The following is a 24,557-nucleotide window of genomic DNA, read 5'->3' as shown; positions in this document are numbered from 1 at the left end:
TATACCACCCGAAGAATAAAAGATAACATGTAGAGATTATTGAGCGGTTGCCCTGACTATTACAACTTTGCATAGACAGTCAGAAAACAGGATATAAATTATCCTACCTGCCACACAGACCAAATATATTTTTTATATTTGTACCGATATTCGCACTAAAATTTATACCATATATGAAAAATAACAAGAAACTAACCCGCTCTTCCAACCGCATGATTGCGGGGGTATGTGCCGGAATTGCTGAGTATTTCGGTTGGGATCCGACCTTACTGAGAATAATATATATCCTGGCTACGTTCTTCACCGCTTTCGCAGGAGTAATCATCTATATTATCTTATGGATTGTTATGCCGGCAAAAATGCCGTCGGACGGATATATAGACCGCATGAACAACAGATTACATTAAAAATAAAAGCCTTGCCCGTTTTTTGTCAAATGACAACCAATCGGGCAAGGCTCATTTCATATGGATTCTTCACAAAAGACTAATATAACTCAAGTCCGAATTCCTCTTTCAGTTGCATCAAAGCCTGGTTCTTCTGAGCCATCATCTGGAACTTCTCTACACGCCCCACCGGCCGTATAGTTTCCGCCGCTTCACTGACCCTCACTTTCATTGCTACCTGGCTATTCCTCAACCGGACACGAAGATACTCCTGCAATTCAGGAATCAAGGCGGTAAAGTCTTTCGCCGCCATTTCATTATCCACTACAACTTCAAAAGTCGTCGAGTTTTTGAATAATGCCGGACGAAGCATCTGCATACGCTTCATTAGCGCATCCTGCTCTTTCGGCAACTGTGCTGCATATTCCTGCCAATAATAGTTCAAGTCACGGTCGTTGAATATCAAATCCTCTTCCGGTTGCATCTGCACCTTAGGAGCGGCAGTTGCAGCCGTATTCCGAGTCTCCTGCCCACGCTGCGGATTCTTGATAGACACGCCCAGACTGGACATCTTCATCACCGGAACTTTCCGCTGTTCTTCCCTTACCGTTTGGGAAACTCCCGCTCCTGGTGACGGAGCTGACGAAGCCGCCGCATTCGGTGAAGAAGGCGATGCGGATGCGGACTGCGTCGCCGCAGGCATCTGCGGCTGACGGGCAGCAGTAGCGTAGCCAACAGCCTGTGTTGAAGTTGAAGACGGAGACGAATGAACAGGATTCTGCTGAACAGTGGTTGCAGAAGCAGCCTGCGGCTGCTGAGCTGCAGCGGGCTGAGTGAATACGGGTTTTATAATCTTCTTAGGGCCACGCCCACCACTACCGTCATCCCCCTCGGTGGTAAGCTGCGCAACCTGTATCAAGGTCAGTTCTACCAGCAAACGCTTGTTCTTGCTGATGCGGTAATTCAAATCACATTCATTACAGAGCTTCATCGCCCGATACAGAAAAGGCAACGGACATTTCTGCGCCTGCTCCTGATAGCGTTGGCGTATGCTCGCCCCCACTTCCAGCAAAGGCAATGTCACTGCGTCCTTAGCTACCAGCAAGTCACGGAAATGAGAAGACAAGCCGGTTATAAAGTGACTTCCATCGAAGCCTTTATTCAATATGTCATTAAAGAGCAGCAGGGCGTCGCTTATCTTATTTTCGAGGAAGCAATCCGTCAGACGGAAATAATATTCGTAATCAAGTACATTCAGGTTATCAATCACGCTCTTGTACGTGATGTTGCCACCCGTAAAACTCACCACCTGGTCAAAGATAGATAATGCATCACGCATACCACCATCCGCTTTCATCGCTATCACGTTCAATGCTTCCGGTTCTGCTGTGATTGCTTCTTTCGAAGCTACATATGACAGGTGATTCACCGTATCCTCCACACTAATCCGGTTGAAATCATAAATCTGGCAACGGGAAAGAATGGTCGGAAGAATCTTGTGCTTCTCTGTCGTAGCCAAAATAAAGATGGCATGGCGGGGCGGCTCTTCCAGCGTTTTCAGAAACGCATTGAAAGCGGATGCGGAGAGCATATGTACCTCGTCGATGATATATACTTTATACTTGCCTATCTGTGGCGGAATACGTACCTGTTCCACCAACTGGCGGATGTCGTCTACCGAGTTATTGGATGCGGCATCAAGTTCGTGAATATTGTACGACCGCTGTTCGTTGAACGCCACACAGGATTCGCATTGGTTACAGGACTCGCCATCGGCGGTGGGCGTCATACAGTTAATGGTTTTGGCAAAGATACGCGCACAAGTAGTCTTTCCTACTCCACGTGGTCCGCAAAACAAATAAGCATGAGCCAGTTTTTGGGTGGCAATCGCATTTTTCAGCGTAGTAGTCAACGCCCGCTGACCTACCACTGATTCGAACGTGGACGGACGATATTTACGGGCTGATACAATATAGTTTTCCATATCCGGGATTCTCTCTGTTTTTTTGCTTTTCGTGCAAAAATAGTGCAAACGAGAGCAGAGTCAAGCTTATTTGAACTATGCCGGATGCAACCTATTTTCGCTTTCAGTGCAAATGTACATAAAAAAGTGATAAGTAATAAAGGATAGAGAGAGAAGTTTTGAAGCCGAAGCGATAAGTTTTTAAGTTATTAGTTTTATCTTTGCGAAGATTAAAAGGAGAAGTTATGAGCAAATTAATCAATATCTGGAATTTCATATGCAGGCGTAAGTATCTCATTACGGTCGTCGCATTTGCTGTTATCATAGGTTTTCTGGACGAGAACAGCCTGGTTCGCCGTCTCGGATATGAGCGTGAAATCAGCCAGTTGAAAGAAGAAATAGAAAAATACCGGGTGGATTATGAAGAGAATACAAAACGTCTCAATGAAATAAGCACCAATCCTGATGCTATCGAACAGATTGCCCGTGAGAAGTATCTGATGAAGAAACCCAACGAAGATATTTACGTTTTTGAAGAATAAAGAATGAAACAATTAGTACCCGCTCTTTTTACTGTCGGCGCTATAATGACTCTTACCGGAGCCGCCGTATTTATCACCGGATGGTTTTATGCTCCCTATATATACACCATCGGAGCCGGATTCATCGCATTGGCGCAAGTGAACACCCCCGTCAAAGGAAAAAGCAAAACTCTGAAACGCCTGCGTATCCAGCAGATATTCGGGGCATTGGCACTCATACTGACCGGAGCTTTCATGTTCACCACACGTGGCAACGAATGGATTGCCTGCCTTACCATCGCCGCTATACTCGAACTTTATACTGCCTTCCGCATTCCGCAGGAAGAAGAAAAGGAAAGGGCATAAAAAAGCCCATTCATAACTTCACAGTCTTGAACAGGCACCAACACAAACAAAATTTTAATTTTATATTCCGTCCTTTTCCACAAAGAACGGAATATTATTTCATTTTAACAATGATCAATTATAATTGTTTAATTATTTCTTTACCGGAGAATATCTTGCATTCAGTCCATCTACAATTTCTTTTGTGATGTTAAATGTACTATCAGCATAAAGCAGATTATCGAAACCTGTGTTGCTGAAAATCAAGCTATATCCGTGAGTTTTGTTATACTCTTTCAGGAAAGCATTGATTGAATCGCGGAACTGCAAGCTGTTCTTATTGTTTTCTTCCATCAAACCATTCTGAAGTTTGGTGCTCAAATCCTGCAGGTCTTGTTCCAACTTCACCAGACGGTTGTATTCCTGCTGAGCTCTGTCTTGTGACAGGAATGCATTATTTTCAACTTTTTTCTGGAAGTCTTGTTTTTCCTTATTCAGAGCGTTAGCTTTCTGGTTCAACGTCATACGAACGTTTTCGCTCTTCTTCACCATCGCCTCATTCAAGTCAATACAGAAGTTGTATTTAGCTAACAGCGAATCTATTTCAACATAGGCAATTTTCATTCCTGACAGTTCGGCGTTAGCCTGAGATGGAGCAGCAGTAGTTTGATTGTCAGCTTTGCCGGCACATTGTGAAAATAAAACGATAAACGCAAGAGCAGCCAAACCGTTCATGAGGTAGTTCATTCTATTCATAATTTAATAAGTATTGTTTTTTAAATATTTAATTCATACTATCGTTCAAGGCTTTTTCCAACTCATCAATAGAAAAACGCGGTTTCTTTTGTGCTTCTCTGTCCTGAGACTGCACACATCCGATTCCTTTCTTACGCAACGCTTTGTTCCCGCTCACGTGACCATTAGGGAACTTTCCACCTTTCGTAAAGAATACTTTCACCCCTAATAATGCCAGGGAAATAGCAACTATTAACAAAGTTATCAGTATAGTCTCAACCATTTCTATTAATTTTGTGAGTGCAAAGATAGGCTTTAATGAGATATGAGTTCAGATAAGCCAATCAAATTAACCATATTTAGCAATAGAAGAGGGCAAAACCACCCTTCTATTCCTTATTATAATAAAGAAAACAACATGGAAAAAAAAGACTTAAAGCCGGCTGGCGTATTCAAGTATTTCGAAGAAATCTGCCAGGTGCCGCGCCCTTCAAAGAAGGAAGAGAAAATGATTGCCTATCTGAAGGCATTCGGAGCTAAACATAACCTCGAGACCAAGGTAGACGAGGCAGGCAATGTACTGATTAAAAAACCTGCCACTCCGGGCAAGGAGAATCTGCAGACTGTCGTACTGCAATCGCATATCGACATGGTGTGCGAAAAGAACAACGACGTTCAGCACGACTTTCTCACCGACCCTATCGTAACGGAAATAGACGGAGAATGGCTGAAAGCCAAAGGAACCACCCTCGGAGCCGACAACGGTATCGGTGTGGCTACCGAACTGGCTATCCTTGCCGATGACAGCATTGAGCACGGACCGCTGGAATGTCTGTTCACCGTAGACGAAGAAACCGGACTGACCGGTGCATTTGCTCTGAAAGAGGGCTTCATGAGTGGTGATATTCTCCTGAACCTTGACTCTGAGGACGAAGGCGAAATCTATATCGGATGTGCCGGTGGCATCGATTCTGTCGCAGAATTTACATACAAAGAGATAGAAGTTCCTGCCGGATATTTCTTCTTCAAGGTAGAAGTGAAGGGACTGAAAGGCGGTCATTCCGGTGGTGATATTCACTTGGGAAGAGGAAACGCGAACAAGATTCTGAATCGTTTCCTCACGCGTATAGCTGATAATCACGACTTGTATCTCTGCGAAATCAACGGGGGAAATCTGCGCAACGCCATTCCCCGCGAAGCGTATGCCGTCTGTGCCGTCCCCGAGGATGCGAAACATGATGTACGTACCGAACTGAATATCTTCGCCAGCGAAATGGAAGATGAACTGTCCGTTGTAGAACCGGACTTGAAACTGGTTCTTGAATCGGAAACTCCCCGCAAGACTGCTATCGACCAGGATACAGCCAACCGTTTGATGAAGGCTTTGTATGCTGCTCCTCACGGTGTATATGCCATGAGCCAGGACATTCCGGGATTGGTAGAAACGTCTACAAATCTTGCTTCCGTGAAGATGAAGCCAAACAATATCATCCGTATCGAAACCAGCCAGCGCAGTTCCATTCTGTCCGCCCGCAATGATATGGCGAATACTGTACGTGCCGTATTCCGTCTGGCAGGCGCCGATGTTACCTTCGGCGAAGGTTATCCGGGATGGAAACCGAATCCACATTCGGCTATCCTCGAAGTAGCTGCCGAGTCTTACAAGCGTTTATTCGGCGTAGATGCCAAAGTAAAAGCTATTCATGCCGGATTGGAATGCGGTTTGTTCCTTGATAAATATCCGACATTGGATATGATTTCTTTCGGACCGACGCTTACCGGTGTGCACTCTCCCGATGAACGGATGCTTATCCCTACTGTAGATAAATTCTGGAAGCACTTACTGGATATTCTGGTACATGTTCCAGTTAAGAAATAACAGACGGTCAGATCAGCGAATCGTGGGTTATGGTAATAGCGAAAAAAGAGTAGCTGTTACCATACTCTTTTTTGTTACGGGCGTATTGGGCATCAGCTTTCTTATCCCTTCTCATAATATAGCACAAGATTTTCATTACAGGCAAGATTCTCTCTTCCAAGAAAAAGTCCCTTTTCGCGTCGTAAGCTGGAACATAGAAAACCTGTTCGACACTCACCATGACAGTCTGAAGAATGACCGCGAATTTCTTCCCGATGCGATGCGTCACTGGAATTACAGCAGATACAAAAAGAAGCTGGCTGATATTGCACGTGTCATCACGGCGATTGGCGAATGGAATCCGCCCGCCCTCGTAGGTCTTTGTGAAGTAGAAAATGATACGGTACTGCGTGACCTTACCCGCCGCTCACCTTTAAAGGAACTCGATTATCGTTATGTGATGACCGATTCTCCCGATTCAAGAGGTATTGATGTAGCTCTGCTCTATCAACGGGATTTATTCAAATTATTATCTTCCCGCTCCATTTCTATTCCACCCTTAAAACAACATCGCCCGACAAGAGACTTACTACACGTCAGCGGGCTGTTACTAACAGAAGATACGCTGGACGTATTCGTCTGCCATCTTCCAAGCCGTTCCGGCGGAGCGAAAGAGTCTGAACCCTATCGGCTTCATGCTGCTCAAATTCTACGAACAGAAGCGGATAGTATCTTGCACAAACGGCTCCACCCCCAAGTTATCATCATGGGAGATTTTAATGACTATCCGACCAATAAGTCTATCCGGAAAGTACTGGAAGCGGAAGCACCATCCCCTGCCTTATCTCCATTGAAACTCTATCATCTACTCGCCCGAAAAGCCAAATCCAAAGATTTCGGTTCTTACAAATATCAAGGCGAATGGGGATTGCTCGACCACTTGATCGTATCCGGTACTTTGCTGAACCGCTCCGGTGAGTTCTTCACCAGTGAGGAAAAAACGAACGTCTGCCTGCTCCCCTTTTTACTAATTGAGGATAAGAAATACGGTGATAAAGAGCCTTTCCGCACTTATAAGGGGATGAAGTATCAAGGCGGTGTCAGCGACCATTTGCCTATTTACACCGACTTCGAGCTGATTCTACATTAACTGGAATTAAAAATAAAGAGTAAATTTCACTTTTCCATGAAATTTACTCTTCATTGAATTTTAAAGTGGGGCATTTACTAAATATCCCTACTGGATATTATAATTCTATTTTTCTCACGCAATGGAAACTTCTTCCCAGTCTTCTACTGTTCGTGTGACGGATGAGAAGTTCACTCCGATACCAATTACTTTTCGTTTGTCTGCAAGATAAGGTCTGGCATAGCCAGTCTTTTCTATTTGCTCCAAAGCCTCCTGTGTCGTGCCGTCCATTTTAAATTCAAAGATATAGATGTAATCCTCCATCTCCAGTGTACAATCCACCCGTCCGTAGCTTTGGCGGTCTTCGCAATGGATAGCGATGCAATATACACCTATCAGTCGAAGTAATAGATAAAAAGTGTATTGAAAATGCTTTTCTGTTATATCTATATCTTTCAACGAGCCGTGAGAATCATAGGGAATACTAGCCAAAAAAGAGGTGAGAGAACGGCGGAACGCATCTGTATCACCCCGTTCAAGGTCCATCACGGCATCTGTTATCCAACTCGTCACTTCTTTACTCTTCGGCTTCATATAATTGGCTGCTAATACAGACAAGAATCCCTTCCGTACTTCGTTGTTCGGGAAATCGAGCAGATAGGTTCCCATTTTCTTATTATATTCCTTGATTGTGAGGTATCCGCTTTGAAAAATCATTGGTAGGGGTTGTTCCACATCCGCTTTGTAGTCTATAAACATAGTTGGGTCGTAGAATTTTCCTGTTAGTTCGTTCATCTGTTCGCGACTGTGTTGTAACAAACGTACCAGATAGGTCGGAGTACCGGTGGCGAACCAGTAGTCACGGATTTCATTCATATCAAAAGCATTAAGTATGCTAAACGGATTATAAATGGCGGCCATGTTTGTACTAAAATGATAACCATCATACTGCCGTTTCAACCAGTCCTTCATTTCCTCCACCGTACATTCGTATTTAGTTGCCAATCGCGAGATGGGTTCTGCGAAGTATTTCTCCAATTCTTCCTGAGTGATTCCGCATAGTGATTCGTAGCGTTCATCCATACTAATGTCTTTTGGTTGGTTGAAGCCACTGAACACACTTACTTGCGAAAATTTCGTAACTCCCGTCAACAATACGAATTTCAGATACTCGTCAGCTCCTTTGAAGGTGGAATAAAAAGATTTCAGAATTTCCCTGTGATGGTCTTCAAGCAAAAGTTTCTCTCCTACATGGTTGCGGGTGTAAGTTCCGGTATCCAACACATCGAGAATGGGTTTGTCATATTCATCAATCAGTACTACCGCACGCTGTCCTGTCCGTTCATAAGCACGGCGGAGCAGTTCCTTGAAGCGGTCACCTGTAGTAGTGTAGTTCAGATTTTTGCCATAGATGTCTTCCCAATTACCTAAATACCCTTCAATAGTTGCTTCGAGCACTCCCGGTTGGGTATATGGTCCACCGTTAAAGTCAATGCGGAAAATAGGATATTGCAACCAGTCTTTTTCAAGATCGGCAATTGCCAGTCCGTCGAAAAGTTCTTTCCGCCCCTGAAAATAACAGGCAAGTGTACTCACCAGCAAACTCTTCCCAAAACGACGGGGACGACTCAAGAAACAGATTGAACCCGTTTGCACAAGGTTGTAAACTAAGGCAGTCTTGTCTACATAAACAAAACCGTCTTCACGAATGCGGTCAAAGCTCTGTATTCCAATAGGATATTTCATCTTTTTATCGGCTTTTTATGAATCACTAGACGAAGATACGTGAAAACAGGCATAAATACAAACGATTCCGGACATTATAAAACGAATTTTGTTGTACTACTTAACATTTAATCTGAATACTGATAAACCTTCAAGTCAAACTTGGGAACCATTGCCAGCAAATGGTCAAAGATGTCCGACTGGATACGTTCATATTCTTTCCAAACCTTATTTCGGGAGAAGAAGTAAACCTGAATAGGCACTCCATACATCGTGGCCTCTTTTTGGCTGATAATCAAGTCCAAATCCTGGTTCACCACAGGCAAACTACACAAATAACGTTCAATATATACTCTGTAAACCTGGGAGTTCGTAGGCACTATGCCCTCTTCGGGCTGATAGTCCGCCATTAAAGGGATTTCCTTCCGATAACGGTCGAGCATTTCGGGCGTGCAGAATTGAAGCGTAGTCAAGTCCAGGGTTATATTCTTCATCACCCTTCGTCCTCCCGACTGCACCATTCCCCGCCAATTCTGAAAAGGAGTGCTGACCAAGGTATATGGTGGAACAGTAGAGATGGTATTATCGAAATTCTGAATCTTGACTGTATTCAGCGTAATCTCCTGCACCGTACCGTTTGCCTCACCGGAAGGAAGCGTAACCCAGTCGCCCGGACGGACCATATCATTGGCGGAAAGCTGGATGCCCGCAACAAACCCCAATATGGAATCTTTGAAAACCAACATCAAGATGGCTGCCGAAGCACCTAACCCCGCAAATAAACTGGCAGGAGATTTGTTCACGATGATAGCGATGATTACAATTCCGCCCACAAAAAAAAGGAGTACCTGCAATACTTGGATAAATCCCTTCATCGGACGGTCTTTCATAGATTCTTTTCCGTCATAGATATCCATTATCATCAACAGGATACCATTTACAGCCAGCAGCAACGAGAAAATAATATAAACGACACAGGCTTTTTGAGAAATCAACAGCAGTTCCTTCCCACGAATGAAAGCCATTGGCAGCAAAGCATAAACAAGAAAAGCCGGAATGGTATGTATCAGGTGATGAAACACCTTGCGCTTCATCAACAATGTATTCCATAGATGTGGTTTCCGGCGGGTGTACTGCTTCATCCCGCCCATAAGAATCGCCTGGCAAAGATAATTCAGACCGATGGCAATGGCAATCATCAGTATGGCCATAATAGTCTCATCAAAACGGTCGGCAACTTTCGGGTCAATTCCCCAATCTATCAGGATTTTGTTCATCCATTTTCCTAAATCTACTACTAGCATAACTTATATTCTTTTTTATTTAATAACAGCTAAATATGCATTTGGTTTAGAAAAAAAAGACCGGCGTCTGATTCACGAAAAATCAAGACCGCCAGTCTTCACTGATACTTTCCAAGCATATCTTTCAATGATGCCAACTCCGTCAGGGAGTTATCACCACTCCTATTTCATTCATTTCTACTTTTGCGGTTGTCGCGGTAGGCGTAGTAGCCTCTAATTTAATATAACGCGCCTGTACTTTCTGACCGAAAGCAACTGTCTGCGGCAACGGATTGTGCATAATATTACTGAACTCTCCATTCGTGGGAACTTCCTTCCAGTTCTTGCCGTCCATGCTGACAAAGAATTTATAACGGAAAGCCATGGCCGGTTTCGCTTCCGCTTTCAACGGAGCATAGGTAAAACTGCTCAATGTCACCGTTTTACCCAAATCAATCGTAAGCGGAGAAGCAGCTACTTGTTTCCAACCGCTACGAGGCAGGTTATTCCAGTCTTCTCCCTGAGCCGCTTCCTCCAAAGGAGCCGCATAATAAGCACCAACCTGATTTATGTGAGCAGTCAGACGACATTCATTTATCTTCACCCGAAGTTGACTGGCTTTTACCGCAGGGAAACGCAGCATACGTTTATACCCGATTGTAGTGCCTTTACCAACTTCTTTCCAACCGTTATCCGTCAGAGCCTCAACGGTAAAAGCCTCTACCCTCTGCCCTTTCGTTATATCTTCCTGAAGCATCACGACATTGATTTCCGACTTCGGCTTCAAGGAATAAACGGCCTCACTACCCGAAGTGGCATTCCAGTAGTTTCTTCCTTTCCTCACCCGGTTGTCGGCAAATATCTGTTCCCGATAAGAGGCAAATTCTTTCAGTCGGTTCACATCTGCTTCATTTATCAGCCCTCTACGGTCGGGAGGAATATTCAATAAGAGCACGGAATTATAGCCTACCGACCGGAAATAAATATCCGATAGATGTTTCAGGGATTTTACTTTACTGTCTTCCGACTCGTGATAGAACCATCCCGGACGGATAGACACATCCACTTCCGAGGGATACCAGAACAATTCCGTAGCTTTCTCCAACATCTTACGGCTTCCTAAATCTTCCGCTTTGCTAAAGACACCCAGACGTTTGTTGTTTTCTGCCGAACGGGCATAAATGCCCGGAGTCAGTACAGTGGCATTCCATTCTGTTTCGCGTCCCAAGCCTTTCTCGTTTCCTACCCAGCGGACATCGTCTCCCATAATCGCCATCACCGCTTTGGGTTGCAGACGTTGGATAGTTTTATAGAAAGCGTCCCAGTCATATATTTGTTTCTTTCCGTTCGGACCTTCTCCGTTCGCTCCGTCGAACCATACTTCGTGCACTTCACCGTAATTAGTCAACAGTTCCGTCAACTGGCGGATAAAAAACTCATTGTAGCGGGGAGAATCTCCGTAACATTCCGCGTTTCTGTCCCACGGAGAGAGATAGACTCCGAATTTCATTCCATATTTATCGCAGGCCTTCCGAAGTTCTTTCACAACGTCTCCCTGTCCGTTCTTCCAAGGGGAAGAAGCTACGGAATGTTTGGTGGTAGCCGTAGGCCAAAGACAGAAACCGTCGTGATGTTTCGCTGTAAGAAGTACCATTTTAAAGCCGGCTTCCTTAAGGCTGCGTACCCATTGTCCGGCATCCAGTTCCGAAGGGTTGAACAGTGCGGGGTCTTCTTTTCCGTCTCCCCATTCGCGTCCGGTAAAAGTGTTGATACCGAAATGGAGAAAAGCAGTCAGTTCCATTTGCTGCCACAATAACTGTTGGGGAGTAGGTACCAGACGTGCCGCCATATCTACCTTCTGTTCAAGTGTTGCATTTTGAGGAAATTCGACGTGCTTCACGTAATAATCATCTGACTTTTGTGCTTGTACGCTCAATGTTATGGCAGAGGATAATAATAGTGTGGTTAGGAGTTTGTTCATAATATACTATTTAATTAATGCTGATAGCACAAAGATAACATAAAGGTGTGATTTTCACTACTCCGGCAGAATATTTCTGACAATATTCAAAGAAACCGTGAAATCCACACCTGATTATATGTAATCTAACAGCCTATTGGTTCAACACTCATTTTATCGGATAAATGGTAAATTCAAAACTCTGTTTCTTCAACGGAACCAAATATTGCGGCAGCACACCGGGACCGCAAGTAGCCGTTCCCACACCTGCCTGCTCTGCATCCAAGTGTACAGTGAACATTCCGTCACGTTCCAAGTCGTTGATATGACGGGCTTTCTCTAATAATACATCTGAGAAAGGAATCATACTGAACTGGAAAGTGCGATTGGATTCAACAAAGATACCTTCACCGGACTGATTCGTAAACTTCGCCCAACGTACATCTGTCCGGTTGCCTGTTGACTGCGGAGTGACATAGTAATGGAACATACGTTCGGGAGTTGTCCGATACAGCCCGATTCTGCCGGACTGGTCACGGTCGATATACGTTTCATCGTCACCGCGTCCCAGATAGGAAACCTGATCGTACGTATCACCTACACGGAACGTTAATCCCAGGCGAGCCATTGATTTCACAATTGCTGTATCCGGCTCGAAAGTTGTGCTTACTTTCAATGCACCGTTCTTGTCAAGTGCATAAATAAAATCAGCCGTACCTACTCTCTGTCCTTTTACGTTGAGTATTTCCACACGGGCGGTTGTCGAGTTCTTGCCTTCTTTCAGTGAAACGACTTTTTGGGTTATATTGTCCAGTCCTGCTCTACGCCACAGGCGTGCACCGTTCTTATCACGATTATCATTATCCGTAGCCGGACGGAAAAGGCTCAGTGTTACCGGGGTGGACAACAGCTCTTTGCCATTCAGATTCAAAGAGGTCAACGCACCCGTTTCTTTATCAACAGTGAATGTAGTCTCACCTGCTTTTTGCGGACGATGAGCCGTAGAGTTCTTATTACCGGCAAGAACAAACTGGTCATAAGCCACTTCCCAGTCTTCAGCTATCATCGGGGAAGCCTCCTTGCGGGTCCAGCTAATATTCAGATAAGCCTCCCGGTCTTTTTTTGATAGAATAACATTACCCAACTGTATATCTATTGTAGCGTGCGGCTCACAATCCAATACATTTGTGCCTTCCGCCAGTCTTTCTCCACTATCTGTCGTTACATTCCAATGGAATATATATTCATTCAGATTGGAGAAATCGTACCAGTTCTTGATACGGAGTTTCATGTTCCTCCGGTCAAGTAATGTAGTCTTTATGTTTTGATAGACTTTCTTCACTTCAAGCAAATGCGGATGTGGTTCACGGTCGGCACCTACCAGACCGTTACAGCAGAAGTTACCGAAGCTGGGGATTCCTTCCGGACCATAGTCACCGCCGTAAGTCCAGTACCATTTTCCGTTCTTGTCTATTTCACGGAAAGACTGGTCCACCCAGTCCCAGACGTTACCGCCTTGTGCCATCGGTTCACTTTCAAAGACATCCCAGTATTCTTTCAGTCCGCCGCAACTGTTGCCCATTGCGTGCAGATATTCACAAAGGATGAAAGGACGGTAGATGTCTTTCTTTGCCACATATGCTTTGATGTCGTCCACACTGCGGTACATACGGCAGTAGATGTCCGTATTGTAATTCAGTTCGGCACGCTCGTACTGTACGGGGCGGGTCTTTTCTACTGATTTCAGCCAATCGTAGGTACGCTCGAAGTTGATACCGTTGCCGGCTTCATTTCCAAGCGACCAGATAACGATGGCGGGATGATTCTTGGAACGTTCGTACATACGGTGCGTACGGTCCATGTGTGCCGGCAGCCAGGTGCTGTCTTTGGCGAGAGAAGCGGGACCGTAACCCATGCCGTGGGATTCGATGTTTGCTTCATCAATCATATACAGTCCGTAACGGTCGCAAAGCTGATACCAATAAGGATGGGTAGGATAATGCGAGTTTCGAACCAAATTGATGTTATGCTGTTTCATCAGTTTGATATCCAGCTCCATTAATTCCTTGCTCACCGTACGTCCGAGTTGTGAATGTTCATGACGGTTGGTTCCTTTCACCAGTACCGGAACGCCGTTGATACAAAAACGTCCGTCCTTGATTTCCGAAGTGCGGAAGCCTACTTCACATCCGGTCAGTTCGGTGACTTTGCCTTGGGCGTCTTTCAGTTCGAGTACTAATGTATAAAGATTAGGATGCTCCGCATCCCAAGCCTTCACATTCGGAATCTTCTTTTCATCAAACGCGATGAAATTGCTCAATCCACGGGATTTTATCTGAATAGCATCCTGCAAGACTGCTTTGCCCGAAACATCTTTCAATGTGTAAGCAATAGAGCTGGCGGTAGCGGAAGGGCCTTCCACGGTAACTTCCAGTCCGAAGATACCATCTTTGTATTTATCCTTATCTAAAGAAGCGTTCAGTTTATAGTCGGCAATATACTGTTTGGGAGTACTGTAAAGATACACATCACGTTCGATACCGCTCAAACGCCACATATCCTGACATTCCAGATAAGCGCCCGAACTCCAACGGTACACTTCCAAAGCAACCACATTCTCTCCGTCATTCAAAACATCGGTGATGTCCCATTCGGCATTTGTTTTCGAACCCTGGTTGTATCCGAGCTGTTTCCCGTTCACCCATACGTAATAGAAAGAGATCACACCTTCACAGCAAAGCACTACACGCCGTCCTTTCCAGTCGGCAGGCACTTTGAACGTACGACGATAGGAACCGACTTCATTCTCCGCATAAGGAACTAGTGGCGGATTCTTTTTAAAGTTGAACATTTTGTCGTCAAATTCATATGTCTCGTTGACATAGATAGCTGTGCCATAACCCTGACGTTCCCAGTTGCCGGGAACGTTGATGTCCGCCCAACCTCCGGTATAATAAGAAGGCTGATAAAAATCTTTCGGACGGTTATCGGGATTCTTCACCCAATGGAATTTCCATTTCCCGTTCAGGCTCATATAAAATGGGGACTGTTCGTATCCGCCCGGCTTTTCAATATCGGAAGCGTCGACGTAAGGCCATACGTAGGTATGAGGGGCGAGTTTGTTCAGTCCTACCGCATACTGGCTTTGCCATTCGGGCAATACTTGCTTCTGTGCCGAAGCGAAAGATGCAGTCAGTCCTGCCAATAAGATTAAAAAAGTTCGTTTCTTTAAGCTGATGTTCATAATTGTTATTTTTAACTGCTTGACTACTATTCTATAATCACCTCATCAAAATAGACTCTCGCTTCCTGGTCGGGACGGACGTGTTCGGCGGGGCAAATCCCTGCTCCTTTCGCCGTTACCCGGACATAGCGGGCAGATACTCCGCCCATATCTATCGAGTAGTCATTTCTGTAAGTTCCTTCCTGATAGATTTCTTCCAAAGAGAAATTCAACTCCCCTATGGCACGGTATGCCCGATTGTCATCAGAAACCTCTACGCGAATCATCTTCGGCTTGTGTACTCCCATCCCATAATTCGTAATACAGCCAATGGCAAATTTATTCAGTTTTTCCTTATCAAGCAAATCTATCGTGAAAGATATAGAATCATTCCGAGTCCAGTTACACCACTCAAAATCTGTATATTTCAAGCTTCCCCGCAATCCGTTGACTAATAACATTTCGTTCTTCTTATTGCCAAGCAAAGGTTTTGCCGTGGCTTTGTTCCATGTGAGTTGCAATTCTAAGGTTTCTCCCATTTGCTTGCCGTTCATAAAAGTAGCCGCCTTCACCATTTGTGTCTTTGTCACACGGATAGGGTCGTCATAACGATGAGAGGACATAGCCGGGTCACTGCCATTCAGCGTATAGTGAATTTCCACGTCCGGGCGGAGACATTCCAGGTTCACTTCCAGATGTCCGTCCACCGGGGTCACCGTCTGCTGTATGTTATACATTGAGCGGGCGTAGATAATCCCTTTTTCTGCAATATGGGCGTTGTATGCATCCATTCGTTTCAAGAATCCAGGCCAGTCTTTTGTACCTGCGGGCGTCCATGCCACCTCTGCCAAAGCTGCCAGACGAGGAAACAAAAGATACTCCACATCTTCCGGCTTATTGCAGAATTCCGTCCACATACAAGCCTGTACTCCCATTAACAAAGACTCGTATTCCGGTTTCCAATCCTTCTGCACCGGTTCGTAATCAAAAACATCTTTCAGTGTATTGTTTCCGAAATAGGTTACCGGTTCAAACCATTGCGGCCCCTGATAGCGAATCAGATACATGATGCGCGCCGGAGTCATGATAAAACGATGTCCCTTTTCGGCAGCTTTCAGAGCAGCCGTCCCCATTCCCTGCCAACCGAGGATGATGGATTCTTCGGGAAGAAAAGAACTGTTTGTCAACTCATCCCAGCCAATCACTTCGCGACCTTTTTTGCGCAGATAATCACTGATACGTTTCATAAAATAACCCTGCAAATCTTCTTCATTCGCCAAATGCTGCTTTTTCATCCGTTTCTGGCAAAGCGGGCATCTTTCCCAATTCGTCTTTCGGGCTTCATCTCCTCCCATATGAATATAACGGGAAGGGAAAAGTGCCAGAATTTCGTCAAAGACATCTTGCAGGAATGTAAATACACTGTCGTTTCCCGCGCAATAAATTATTTCGGAATTCCGTCCTCCCAGTCCGGGAAGCACACCGATAAAGTCTTTCACAACCGGACAGGCAAGCTGGGGATAGGCAGCCAAAGCAGAGTTACTGTGAGCAGGTACATCTATTTCGGGAATTACTTCAATCTGCCTGTCGGCGGCATAAGCCACTATCTCCCGAATCTCATCCTGCGTATAGAAACCACCTATCGGAGTAGGCTCTCCACGCTTCGGGTTACGGCGTGAGTGGAAAGGTACATCCGTACGGTCTACTCTCCACGCTCCTACTTCCGTCAAACGGGGATATTTCTTTATTTCAATCCGCCAGCCGTTATCATCCGTCAGATGAAAATGAAGCTTGTTTATTTTCAGCATCGCCATGCAGTCGATGATTCGCAATACGTTCTCCTTAGGAATAAAACAACGTACCGGGTCCAAAAGTAATCCTCTGAAACCGAAACGGGGCTCATCCTGAACTGTCATTGCGGGAACACTCCAAGCGATATTCTGTACCGGTTGTTCCGATTCTATGGCAGCAGGCAGGAGTTGGCGGACAGATTGCAGGGCATAGAAAAATCCCTTTGTATCCGAAGCTTTAATAAGTATCTGTTCCGGTGTAATCTCCAGCAGATATGCTTCGGTTTTTAAAGAAGTATCCGTCACAAAACGGACTTGTCCTTCTTTGTTGCCGACATTCAATGTAGGAGTTATTCCGGCAGCATGGGTAAACAGATTGATAAAATTGTGGGCAATCGCAGCCTGCTCCTGATTTTCTACCGCAAATGCCGTTTTTGCAGAAAAGGTGAAGTTGCCACTGCCCGGCACAAACTGTGTCGGGCGTGGAACTATTGAAATTAAAGGGGATGTTAAGTTATCAGCCTGCAAAAACGCTGTCAACGGCGAAAGCAGTACGAGAATGATCAAGATGTATCTTTTCATGGCGTATGTACGTTGGATTTATTCCTTGTCTCTCTCCGGTGAGAAGCGGACAGGGTCATTGTATTGCTCCTGAAGTTTCAGCATTTCTTCTTTCAGTTCTTTCACTACCGCTTCATATTCAGGCTGTCCGTAAAGGTTATGCATTTCCGACGGGTCTGCCTGCAGGTCGTAAAGTTCCCACCAGTTGATGTCATTATAGAAATGAATCAGTTTATAGCGCTCCGTGCGTACGCCATAATGACGTTTCACCATGTGCTCGGCGGGATATTCGTAGAAATGATAATAGAGAGCTTTCCGCCAGTCCTTCGGATGTTCGCCTTTCAGCAAGGGTACGAGGGATACACCTTGGATATCAGAAGGAATCTCCGCTCCTGCCAATTCGAGGAAGGTGGGTGCATAGTCGATGTTCTGTACCATTTCGGTGATGTCGTCTCTGCGGTCGAATCCTTTCGGCAGGCGCATGATAAGCGGTGTACGCATGGATTCTTCGTATATGAAGCGTTTGTCGAACCAACCGTGTTCACCCATATAGAATCCCTGGTCGGAAGTGTAGACAACGAGTGTGTTATCCAGCAGTCCTTTCTCTTTCAGGTAGTCGAGCACACGGCCTACATTGTCGTCCAGTGATTTCACGGTCTTCATGTAGTCGCGCATGTAACGCTGGAATTTCCAGTTGGCAAGGTCTTTGCCTTGAAGGTTCTGTTTATAGAAATCGTCTATAATCGGAGTGTAGAATTTGTCCCATGCGGCACGTTGTGCTTCATCCATGCGACCGATATATTTCTCATACAAGGATTTCAGACGGGACTTTTTATCGGGACGAAGCATTTTAAGGTCATAAATCATGTCCATGTCCTTTACAATGCTCATCTCTTGTGCGGCAGCGGCGGGACGCCCTTCGTAGTCGTCAAAGAAATTGTCCGGCAGAGGGAAGGTCTTATCCTCGTACAAAGCCAGATTGCAAGTATCCGCCAACCAGTTGCGGTGAATCGCCTTGTGGTGAATCAGGAGACAGAAAGGTTTCTCCGGGTTGCGCTTGTTTTCTATCCAGTCGATAGCATCATCGGTGATAAGGTTCGTGATGTATCCATGTTTTTGGATAGTGTCATTGTTTTGCGTGATGAAATCCGGATTGTAGTAGTCGCCTTGTCCGGGGACAATTTGCCAGTAATCAAATCCGGAAGGCAAACTTTCAAGATGCCATTTACCCACCAGCGCTGTCTGGTAACCGATTTTCTGCAACAGTTTTGGGAAAGTCTGTTGCGAACTGTCGAATACGCAAGTGGTGTTATCGTAGAATTTATTAGCACAGCTATGTTTTCCTGTTATCATGCAGGCTCGGCTGGGACCGCTTAATGAATTGGCTACAAAACTTTGAGTGAAGCGTACGCCATCGGCAGCAATGCGGTCAAGATTCGGGGTTTCCATGTAGCGCGTGTCGTAACAGCTCATCATCTGTGCTGTGTGATCGTCCGTCATGATGTAGACGATATTCAAAGGTTTCTGCTCCGCAGGCTTTTGCTTGTTTGAACAGGAAGCAAGGGAAGCTACGGCAGCTACTCCTGCCAGAGGAAAGAATAAATTTGAGTGCAGTTTTTCCATAAAACAATTTTATATTAGATAGTAGCAGCAAAGATAGTGAACGGAAAGCAAAATCGGCTTCCACAAATTACCAATTAATTTCCAATAATCTCCATTTCTGCATGATTTGTTGAATCAAATACTTCAAAATGCATCTCTGAAGATGTTACATATTCATACCTATATCTGTATCAGATACAATTCAAGAAAGATAGAAAGCAAGAAAGGCCGTATTAAACAAGTCGCTATCTAATACAGCCTTTAATTCTCAAATCACTTATCTACAAACAATAATTTTAACCAGTAGATTCATTCTGCTATTTTATTCAGCGCTAGGAGCTACTGTTATTTGCACAGGAATACCAGACCACTTTGCTTTATAAGCTTCAACTTTGTCTGCTGGCACGTAGATAGTTGTAAAATTATCACAACCTGTGAACCATGTTGCATTAAAACTAGTACAATTAGGCAGACTTCCAGTAAGTGTAATACTCTTTAAAGCACTACAATGTTTAAATGCATCATTAAATATATTAGGAATATTCGGAGGAAGAATAACGGTTTCTATAGAAGTATTATAATCCGTTGCGGGAACACTAGGAGTACTCATATAAAATGCATTAGCTGGAAAAGCCGCTGATAGAGGGAGCGTTGACAAGTCAATATTCACTACATTCTCATTAGTCTTCAAAGGTGTACAAATGTCATCTCTCACTTGTGCAGTGGATACAGATGATAATTTTGTTACCACCTTTATGTTTGATGCACCAGCAGGTATCTCTATCTTGCTACCACCACTTATATACTCTACAGTAACCCATGATTGTTCTGACGTCACTTTAAATGTGACAGTTTTCATTACAGTCTGAGTTTTTCCATCAGAAATCAAGAAAGTCATAGCTACTTCTCCTGAGTTCGGATACACAACCTTCAACATTGCATTATTTACTTCTACAGTCCAATTTGCAGGAACTGCATCTAACAATTTTATAATATAACCTTCTGGCAGATTCAACTCATATGTTTGTTCTCCAGCGGTTTCTTTATTATATTCATCTAACAAAAGCTTGCTAAGATTTATATATTTAGGTACATCTATAGTTTTACCTCCATCCAAAGTAATAGTTACAACATTGCCCGATTCAGCAACTCCCGTCACAGGATGAGTTATAGGTCCAGGCACTGTCACCTCATTATCTCCAATAGTCAGTTTTGTAGAACCATCCGCATTTACTTCCACCTTGATATCATCTCCACCATTAACATATACAGTCTTGCCGTCAACAACCAAAGCTTCACCGTCTAAAGTCCAATACCATTTACCAGTATCCTCTTCTTCTGCCACACCAATGACATTGTCGCCAGTACCACTGACCTCATTATCGGCATTATAATATAATGTAATAGGAGCTGCATGAAGGAAAGATATTTTATACCCTTCTTTTCCATCTTTTGTCACCTTTTCTACATCCGTTATATAGTCAGTAGCAGTAAGTATACCCTGTAAAGAGTTCAATTGTTCAACCACAGTTTTCTGCCATTTCTCCAAAGCGGAAATTCTTTCTTCCTGCCCGTTAACAGCATCCCATAATTCACCATCGTCATAATTACAACTACCCATTAAAGTTGCTGCAAATACTGCACATAAAATCGTCTTGATCTTCATATTATTATTTTGTTTAAAAAGGTTTATTATTCTGTTTATTAGTAAAGAATGACGTCATCTCTCCATGGCATGCCATGATCAGAATATGTATCATCAATGTAGAAACGTACCCAGTCGATCTCCATACGGGGAATCAATGCATTAGGATTACTTTTCAACATATTTCTGGCTGTCAAATAACTCATTTCCATAGATGGATAATCAGGTTCAGCTTTGTGTAAGAACATCATAGTTAGAATATAATACAATCCTTCTTTATTCACTTCATCCGTAAATGGCCACCTGGAGCCTTGAGATTCAACTTGTGCTTTAGTTACCACTATTGTTGTTTCTCCATTAACACCCATGCGAACTGTCGTATTGTCTACCCATTCTACCCAATAGATATGAAAATCACCGATTGTTCCGGCAATCTCCGTTACAGCTTTGGTAGGAGCATATTTATTTGCCTGACCTGGTGTACTACCACCAAAATGGAAAGTTTGTTCAACACCTGTCCTATAACTAGGAGTACCATGTTTAGTATTATTCTCCATCACGTCTATTTCTCCAAAGTCCGGCCAAATATTCCATTGACCATCACCACCTACCTGTTCATTACCTTGTAACCAAATGCCCGGTAACATACCACTCCAATCAGTACCACGAATACGAGCACGAGTCTCAATACGCATTCCTGGATAGATACGAACATTAGCAGTAGGCCATGTAGGACTAAGAGGATTGCCTCTTTGAAATTTACAGGAATAGAAAGCTGAAGTTCCGAATTTAAAGGTCTTGCCAGTATTAGCTGATACTGCTTGCTCCTTCAATGAGATCATCCTCAAATATCCTTCATCCGTTATCCATGAATATTTGGCATTATCTACCGCACCGACAGTTTCTACCGCACCCGTATTTTGATCGGCAAAGCCTGCCGGATGTTCTTTACTGGTATATGTTTTATCATTACTTGCTTTCTCAACAAGACATCCGGCAATTTTATGGAACTCATACGCACGGAAAAATTTCCATTTTCCTTCCGGCAGTACCTTACCACTATTAGGATGAGGATCACCTTCCTTCATCACCACATAATTAGTCTGCCCCCATTTCTTCACATCAGCCTCATTTTTGGGTGAAACAAATAACAAATCTGCATCTTCATAGAGCCAACGCTCATCCCTCAACTGAGTATCCATATTCTTATGAATATCAATCTTCTTGATAACCAATTTTGTAGCAACTAAAGGATAACGACTAAGAGCCGGAACTGTAGCAAACTCCAAAGTAAGATCTTCATCTTCGGTCGTATTCACATCTTTTTTCATAGTAACCGGTTCGCTTTCAACCGAATTCTTTCCAGCGGGAATTATCAACTCTTCCGGTAGGTTTTCGTAACGTCCCTCTTCTCCGTCTTTTGCATTAACAGTAATTGTGAGAGCATCCTTTAACATTGAATTAACGGAAGCCACTAACACAAACGTCTGTCCTTCTTTCACTAATTTATCTGTATTATTCTTCAAACTCACTTTAGAATAATGATAATCACTCACAGTAATAATTTGTAAGGCATCTGCCATTCTATAACCACGTGCAAAAGCTGATATTTCTACTGAATGTTCTTTATTTAGTCCTTCTTTTTTAACTGGAATCTGAAGAGTCTTACTCGTCTCACCTTGATGCAATGTCACAACAGAGGGAAAGCCATCAAACAATAACCGATCTACAGCTCCTTTGTCAGTCATAGCAGTCAGTTTAATATTCAGATCCTCATTCATTGCTTTCTTCCCTTCTGCCGTGCCCGTCACATCAAAAGTGATTTCCAGCATCTCTCCCATCACCAAGTCAGTACTATTCAGTGTCATCTTCAAAGGTACAGGTTCTGCTAACGCACTTACTTTATCGTCGTCAGAACATCCTGACACACCAATAAATACCAGTAAGAGCACCCATAAATATGTCCATTCTAAAATCTTTTTCATATACTATATCTTTATTATAGAGTCTATAACCTTATTTTATTTCCAGCCCGGATTCTGTTTCATCTGTTTATTCAATTCCAATTCACTGGGAGGAATAGGCAAGAGATAATCTCTCTTAGAATCAAACTGATAACCACCTGGCAACATCTCCTGCAAAGGATCCATCCATCCGTTACCATCTGTAAGTACAGTAGCTAACGCCTCTTGTTTATCTGTACTAAAAGATTTGTACAAGACACCATCATGTCCCAGATAAGCTCCTTTACCTCTTTTTCCCATAATTACTTTGGCTCCTGCCCAGCGCATCAAGTCATCCAAACGATACCCTTGCAAAGCAAGCTCTACACGACGTTCACGACGAATTTCCTGCATTACCGGAGTCAATTCATAACCATAATCAGTAAAATAGATATCCTTAGTCGGAGTTATATAGTCCACGCCAGCACGCTTACGCAAAGGAATCAACGTTTTTTCCAGCACCTTGTCATCACATTTTCCAAGTTCTGCAGCGGCTTCAGCATAACTCAAAAGAGCATCAGCATAACGCATTATCACTAATCCTGTTTCATTATTACCTTCTACATAAGTAGTGTCTACTCCCAAACGAATATGATACCCTGTCACATTTTTAGCATTACCATCACCGGCAAGGAAAGGAGGATTTATTGACTTATCACCTGTAGAGGCATCTTTTACCAGCATCGGACGAGACCCTTTAGCAGTAGACTTAAATTTATACCCACTGCTCATCACAGTTTCCGTAAGGCGCAAGTCTCTGTTCTTAAAAGTCTCATTAAAATCTTTAAATTTGTCATCATTCGGATTTATAGGCGTTCCATCAGCATTCAAATAAGTATTTACTAAATCTCCGGACACACCAGCAGGTCCATTCTGATCGACAACTCCTCCACCAAGCAAACCTTGTAAAGCATGAAATATACCTTCCGTAACAGAATACTTTCTCCAAAAAAGAATTTCAGGCATATCCGAATAATCTTTTTGATTGAACAAACGTCCATAAGCATCTTCTGGATGAACTACACCTTTATCTGTTTCTTTAGTATTTAATTGTATACCTTGTTCAAAAAGCAAATCCCCCCATCTCAACACTTCACCTAAAAAATAATCCGATTGGTTAGTAGCGGCCGCAAACTCATCATTCTGATGGTATTTCTCCCACGTACCTTCATACAAAGCTACCTGCATGGCAAGTAGCATAGCAGCCTCCTTAGAAATACGCAAACCGCTATATTTGCTTCTATTGAATAATAATCCTTGAGCTATATCCAAATCATTTAAAATAAACTTAGCAACTTCTCCACGATCTTTCTGCGGAATCTGTAAACCTGCTATCGTAGCATGTTCATCCCAAAAACCATCCATTATAGGTATATTGCCAAATTTCTTCAACTGTCCGAAATGCCAGTAAGCTCTCAAAAAGTAAGCTTCGCCCTTTAACGATCTTATCTCGTCAGTCTCCAACTCTTCCGGTACCAAATAATAATGAAAGAAATAATTCACACTACGCAAATTCTTATAACCGGTTTCCCATGCTTCACTACTAGAGAACAACGTATTTTCACCATTCAGACGTTTATCGTAGATTTCAGAAAGAATATTATCACTATTCTTCTCTTCGCCACGTACCCCCATACCGAATTTATCCAATGACGGAAGTGCCGTATAAAGACCATTGATATACCCCCGTACCTGTGCTTCACCTGATAAGAAAGATGCATTATTAGGGACAGTAAGCGGTTCGCGGTCCAAAAAATCGGAACAAGAAGAAACGATCGTTCCAACACCCGCCAATAATACTATATATAAATAAAATATTTTCATATTT

General features: G+C 43.6%; 17 protein-coding genes. 5 read left to right on the top strand and 12 right to left on the bottom strand.

Translation table 11 applies throughout. The features are described from left to right. The first annotated feature begins 173 nt into the window (after nucleotides 1-173). Nucleotides 174-407 carry a PspC domain-containing protein gene (locus RDN93_RS10570; protein ID WP_308745489.1) on the top strand — a complete coding sequence of 78 codons (234 nt, stop codon included), beginning with the start codon at nucleotides 174-176 and terminating at the stop codon, nucleotides 405-407. Between the two features lie 79 nt (nucleotides 408-486). On the opposite strand, the gene RDN93_RS10565 is transcribed toward RDN93_RS10570, so the two are convergent. Further along, complete coding sequence (locus tag RDN93_RS10565; protein ID WP_308745488.1) at nucleotides 487-2,370, bottom strand: DNA polymerase III subunit gamma/tau; 1,884 nt, start codon at nucleotides 2,368-2,370, stop codon at nucleotides 487-489. Between the two features lie 224 nt (nucleotides 2,371-2,594). Here RDN93_RS10565 and RDN93_RS10560 point away from each other — a divergent pair, with 224 nt between their 5' ends. Next, nucleotides 2,595-2,891 (top strand): septum formation initiator family protein, encoded by a 297-nt coding sequence (locus RDN93_RS10560; RefSeq protein WP_308745487.1) that lies wholly within the window; start codon nucleotides 2,595-2,597, stop codon nucleotides 2,889-2,891. 3 nt (nucleotides 2,892-2,894) lie between these two features. Further along, nucleotides 2,895-3,236 carry a hypothetical protein gene (locus tag RDN93_RS10555; protein ID WP_308745486.1) on the top strand — a complete coding sequence of 114 codons (342 nt, stop codon included), beginning with the start codon at nucleotides 2,895-2,897 and terminating at the stop codon, nucleotides 3,234-3,236. Nucleotides 3,237-3,368: 132 nt separating this feature from the next. On the opposite strand, the gene RDN93_RS10550 is transcribed toward RDN93_RS10555, so the two are convergent. Both RDN93_RS10550 and RDN93_RS10545 read right to left on the bottom strand, forming a co-directional pair. Continuing rightward, entirely contained in the window at nucleotides 3,369-3,971 is a 603-nt protein-coding gene (locus RDN93_RS10550; protein ID WP_308745485.1) for an OmpH family outer membrane protein, read from the bottom strand. Nucleotides 3,972-3,999: 28 nt separating this feature from the next. Further along, nucleotides 4,000-4,233 (bottom strand): hypothetical protein, encoded by a 234-nt coding sequence (locus RDN93_RS10545; RefSeq protein WP_024987742.1) that lies wholly within the window; start codon nucleotides 4,231-4,233, stop codon nucleotides 4,000-4,002. 135 nt (nucleotides 4,234-4,368) lie between these two features. Between RDN93_RS10545 and RDN93_RS10540 the strand changes: the two genes are divergently transcribed. Then, a complete protein-coding gene (locus RDN93_RS10540; RefSeq protein WP_308745484.1) occupies nucleotides 4,369-5,829 on the top strand; it encodes an aminoacyl-histidine dipeptidase in 1,461 nt (486 codons plus the stop codon). After that, nucleotides 5,810-6,958, top strand: coding sequence for an endonuclease/exonuclease/phosphatase family protein (locus RDN93_RS10535; RefSeq protein WP_308745483.1), 1,149 nt, complete (start codon nucleotides 5,810-5,812; stop codon nucleotides 6,956-6,958). The genes RDN93_RS10540 and RDN93_RS10535 overlap by 20 nt, the downstream gene beginning before the upstream one ends. 114 nt (nucleotides 6,959-7,072) lie before the next feature. Here the strand turns inward: RDN93_RS10535 and RDN93_RS10530 are convergent, their stop codons facing one another. The 9 genes from RDN93_RS10530 to RDN93_RS10490 form a co-directional block, all read right to left on the bottom strand. Further along, nucleotides 7,073-8,683: an AAA family ATPase gene (locus RDN93_RS10530; RefSeq protein WP_308745482.1), complete on the bottom strand. Its 1,611-nt coding sequence runs from the start codon at nucleotides 8,681-8,683 to the stop codon at nucleotides 7,073-7,075. A 107-nt stretch (nucleotides 8,684-8,790) separates the two neighbouring features. Then, nucleotides 8,791-9,966 carry a mechanosensitive ion channel domain-containing protein gene (locus RDN93_RS10525; protein ID WP_308745481.1) on the bottom strand — a complete coding sequence of 392 codons (1,176 nt, stop codon included), beginning with the start codon at nucleotides 9,964-9,966 and terminating at the stop codon, nucleotides 8,791-8,793. A gap of 142 nt (nucleotides 9,967-10,108) precedes the next feature. Beyond that, nucleotides 10,109-11,926 carry an alpha-L-fucosidase gene (locus tag RDN93_RS10520; RefSeq protein WP_308745480.1) on the bottom strand — a complete coding sequence of 606 codons (1,818 nt, stop codon included), beginning with the start codon at nucleotides 11,924-11,926 and terminating at the stop codon, nucleotides 10,109-10,111. Nucleotides 11,927-12,074: 148 nt separating this feature from the next. Next, nucleotides 12,075-15,149 (bottom strand): glycoside hydrolase family 2 TIM barrel-domain containing protein, encoded by a 3,075-nt coding sequence (locus RDN93_RS10515; protein WP_308745479.1) that lies wholly within the window; start codon nucleotides 15,147-15,149, stop codon nucleotides 12,075-12,077. Nucleotides 15,150-15,175: 26 nt separating this feature from the next. Then, nucleotides 15,176-17,500 (bottom strand): glycoside hydrolase family 20 protein, encoded by a 2,325-nt coding sequence (locus tag RDN93_RS10510; protein WP_308745478.1) that lies wholly within the window; start codon nucleotides 17,498-17,500, stop codon nucleotides 15,176-15,178. A gap of 18 nt (nucleotides 17,501-17,518) precedes the next feature. Next, entirely contained in the window at nucleotides 17,519-19,102 is a 1,584-nt protein-coding gene (locus tag RDN93_RS10505) for a sulfatase (protein WP_308745477.1), read from the bottom strand. Nucleotides 19,103-19,403: 301 nt separating this feature from the next. Next, a complete protein-coding gene (locus RDN93_RS10500) occupies nucleotides 19,404-20,747 on the bottom strand; it encodes a PL29 family lyase N-terminal domain-containing protein (RefSeq protein ID WP_308745476.1) in 1,344 nt (447 codons plus the stop codon). Between the two features lie 38 nt (nucleotides 20,748-20,785). Continuing rightward, entirely contained in the window at nucleotides 20,786-22,711 is a 1,926-nt protein-coding gene (locus tag RDN93_RS10495; protein ID WP_308745475.1) for a DUF5006 domain-containing protein, read from the bottom strand. Between the two features lie 36 nt (nucleotides 22,712-22,747). Further along, nucleotides 22,748-24,553 carry a RagB/SusD family nutrient uptake outer membrane protein gene (locus RDN93_RS10490; protein ID WP_308745474.1) on the bottom strand — a complete coding sequence of 602 codons (1,806 nt, stop codon included), beginning with the start codon at nucleotides 24,551-24,553 and terminating at the stop codon, nucleotides 22,748-22,750. Nucleotides 24,554-24,557: the final 4 nt, after the last annotated feature.

Source organism: uncultured Bacteroides sp. (assembly GCF_902491285.1).
Taxonomy (GTDB): Bacteria; Bacteroidota; Bacteroidia; order Bacteroidales; family Bacteroidaceae; genus Bacteroides.
This window is presented reverse-complemented; position numbering and strand designations above follow the sequence as displayed.

What these genes read in the sequence shown, in the direction of transcription:
- RDN93_RS10560 (WP_308745487.1), top strand. Translation starts at nt 2,595, where the DNA reads ATGAGCAAATTAATCAATATCTGGAATTTCATATGCAGGCGTAAGTAT.
- RDN93_RS10545 (WP_024987742.1), bottom strand. Translation starts at nt 4,233, where the DNA reads ATGGTTGAGACTATACTGATAACTTTGTTAATAGTTGCTATTTCCCTG.
- RDN93_RS10515 (WP_308745479.1), bottom strand. Translation starts at nt 15,149, where the DNA reads ATGAACATCAGCTTAAAGAAACGAACTTTTTTAATCTTATTGGCAGGA.
- RDN93_RS10505 (WP_308745477.1), bottom strand. Translation starts at nt 19,102, where the DNA reads ATGGAAAAACTGCACTCAAATTTATTCTTTCCTCTGGCAGGAGTAGCT.
- RDN93_RS10570 (WP_308745489.1), top strand. Translation starts at nt 174, where the DNA reads ATGAAAAATAACAAGAAACTAACCCGCTCTTCCAACCGCATGATTGCG.
- RDN93_RS10565 (WP_308745488.1), bottom strand. Translation starts at nt 2,370, where the DNA reads ATGGAAAACTATATTGTATCAGCCCGTAAATATCGTCCGTCCACGTTC.
- RDN93_RS10555 (WP_308745486.1), top strand. Translation starts at nt 2,895, where the DNA reads ATGAAACAATTAGTACCCGCTCTTTTTACTGTCGGCGCTATAATGACT.
- RDN93_RS10490 (WP_308745474.1), bottom strand. Translation starts at nt 24,553, where the DNA reads ATGAAAATATTTTATTTATATATAGTATTATTGGCGGGTGTTGGAACG.
- RDN93_RS10530 (WP_308745482.1), bottom strand. Translation starts at nt 8,683, where the DNA reads ATGAAATATCCTATTGGAATACAGAGCTTTGACCGCATTCGTGAAGAC.
- RDN93_RS10540 (WP_308745484.1), top strand. Translation starts at nt 4,369, where the DNA reads ATGGAAAAAAAAGACTTAAAGCCGGCTGGCGTATTCAAGTATTTCGAA.
- RDN93_RS10500 (WP_308745476.1), bottom strand. Translation starts at nt 20,747, where the DNA reads ATGAAGATCAAGACGATTTTATGTGCAGTATTTGCAGCAACTTTAATG.
- RDN93_RS10510 (WP_308745478.1), bottom strand. Translation starts at nt 17,500, where the DNA reads ATGAAAAGATACATCTTGATCATTCTCGTACTGCTTTCGCCGTTGACA.
- RDN93_RS10495 (WP_308745475.1), bottom strand. Translation starts at nt 22,711, where the DNA reads ATGAAAAAGATTTTAGAATGGACATATTTATGGGTGCTCTTACTGGTA.
- RDN93_RS10550 (WP_308745485.1), bottom strand. Translation starts at nt 3,971, where the DNA reads ATGAATAGAATGAACTACCTCATGAACGGTTTGGCTGCTCTTGCGTTT.
- RDN93_RS10535 (WP_308745483.1), top strand. Translation starts at nt 5,810, where the DNA reads ATGTTCCAGTTAAGAAATAACAGACGGTCAGATCAGCGAATCGTGGGT.
- RDN93_RS10525 (WP_308745481.1), bottom strand. Translation starts at nt 9,966, where the DNA reads ATGCTAGTAGTAGATTTAGGAAAATGGATGAACAAAATCCTGATAGAT.
- RDN93_RS10520 (WP_308745480.1), bottom strand. Translation starts at nt 11,926, where the DNA reads ATGAACAAACTCCTAACCACACTATTATTATCCTCTGCCATAACATTG.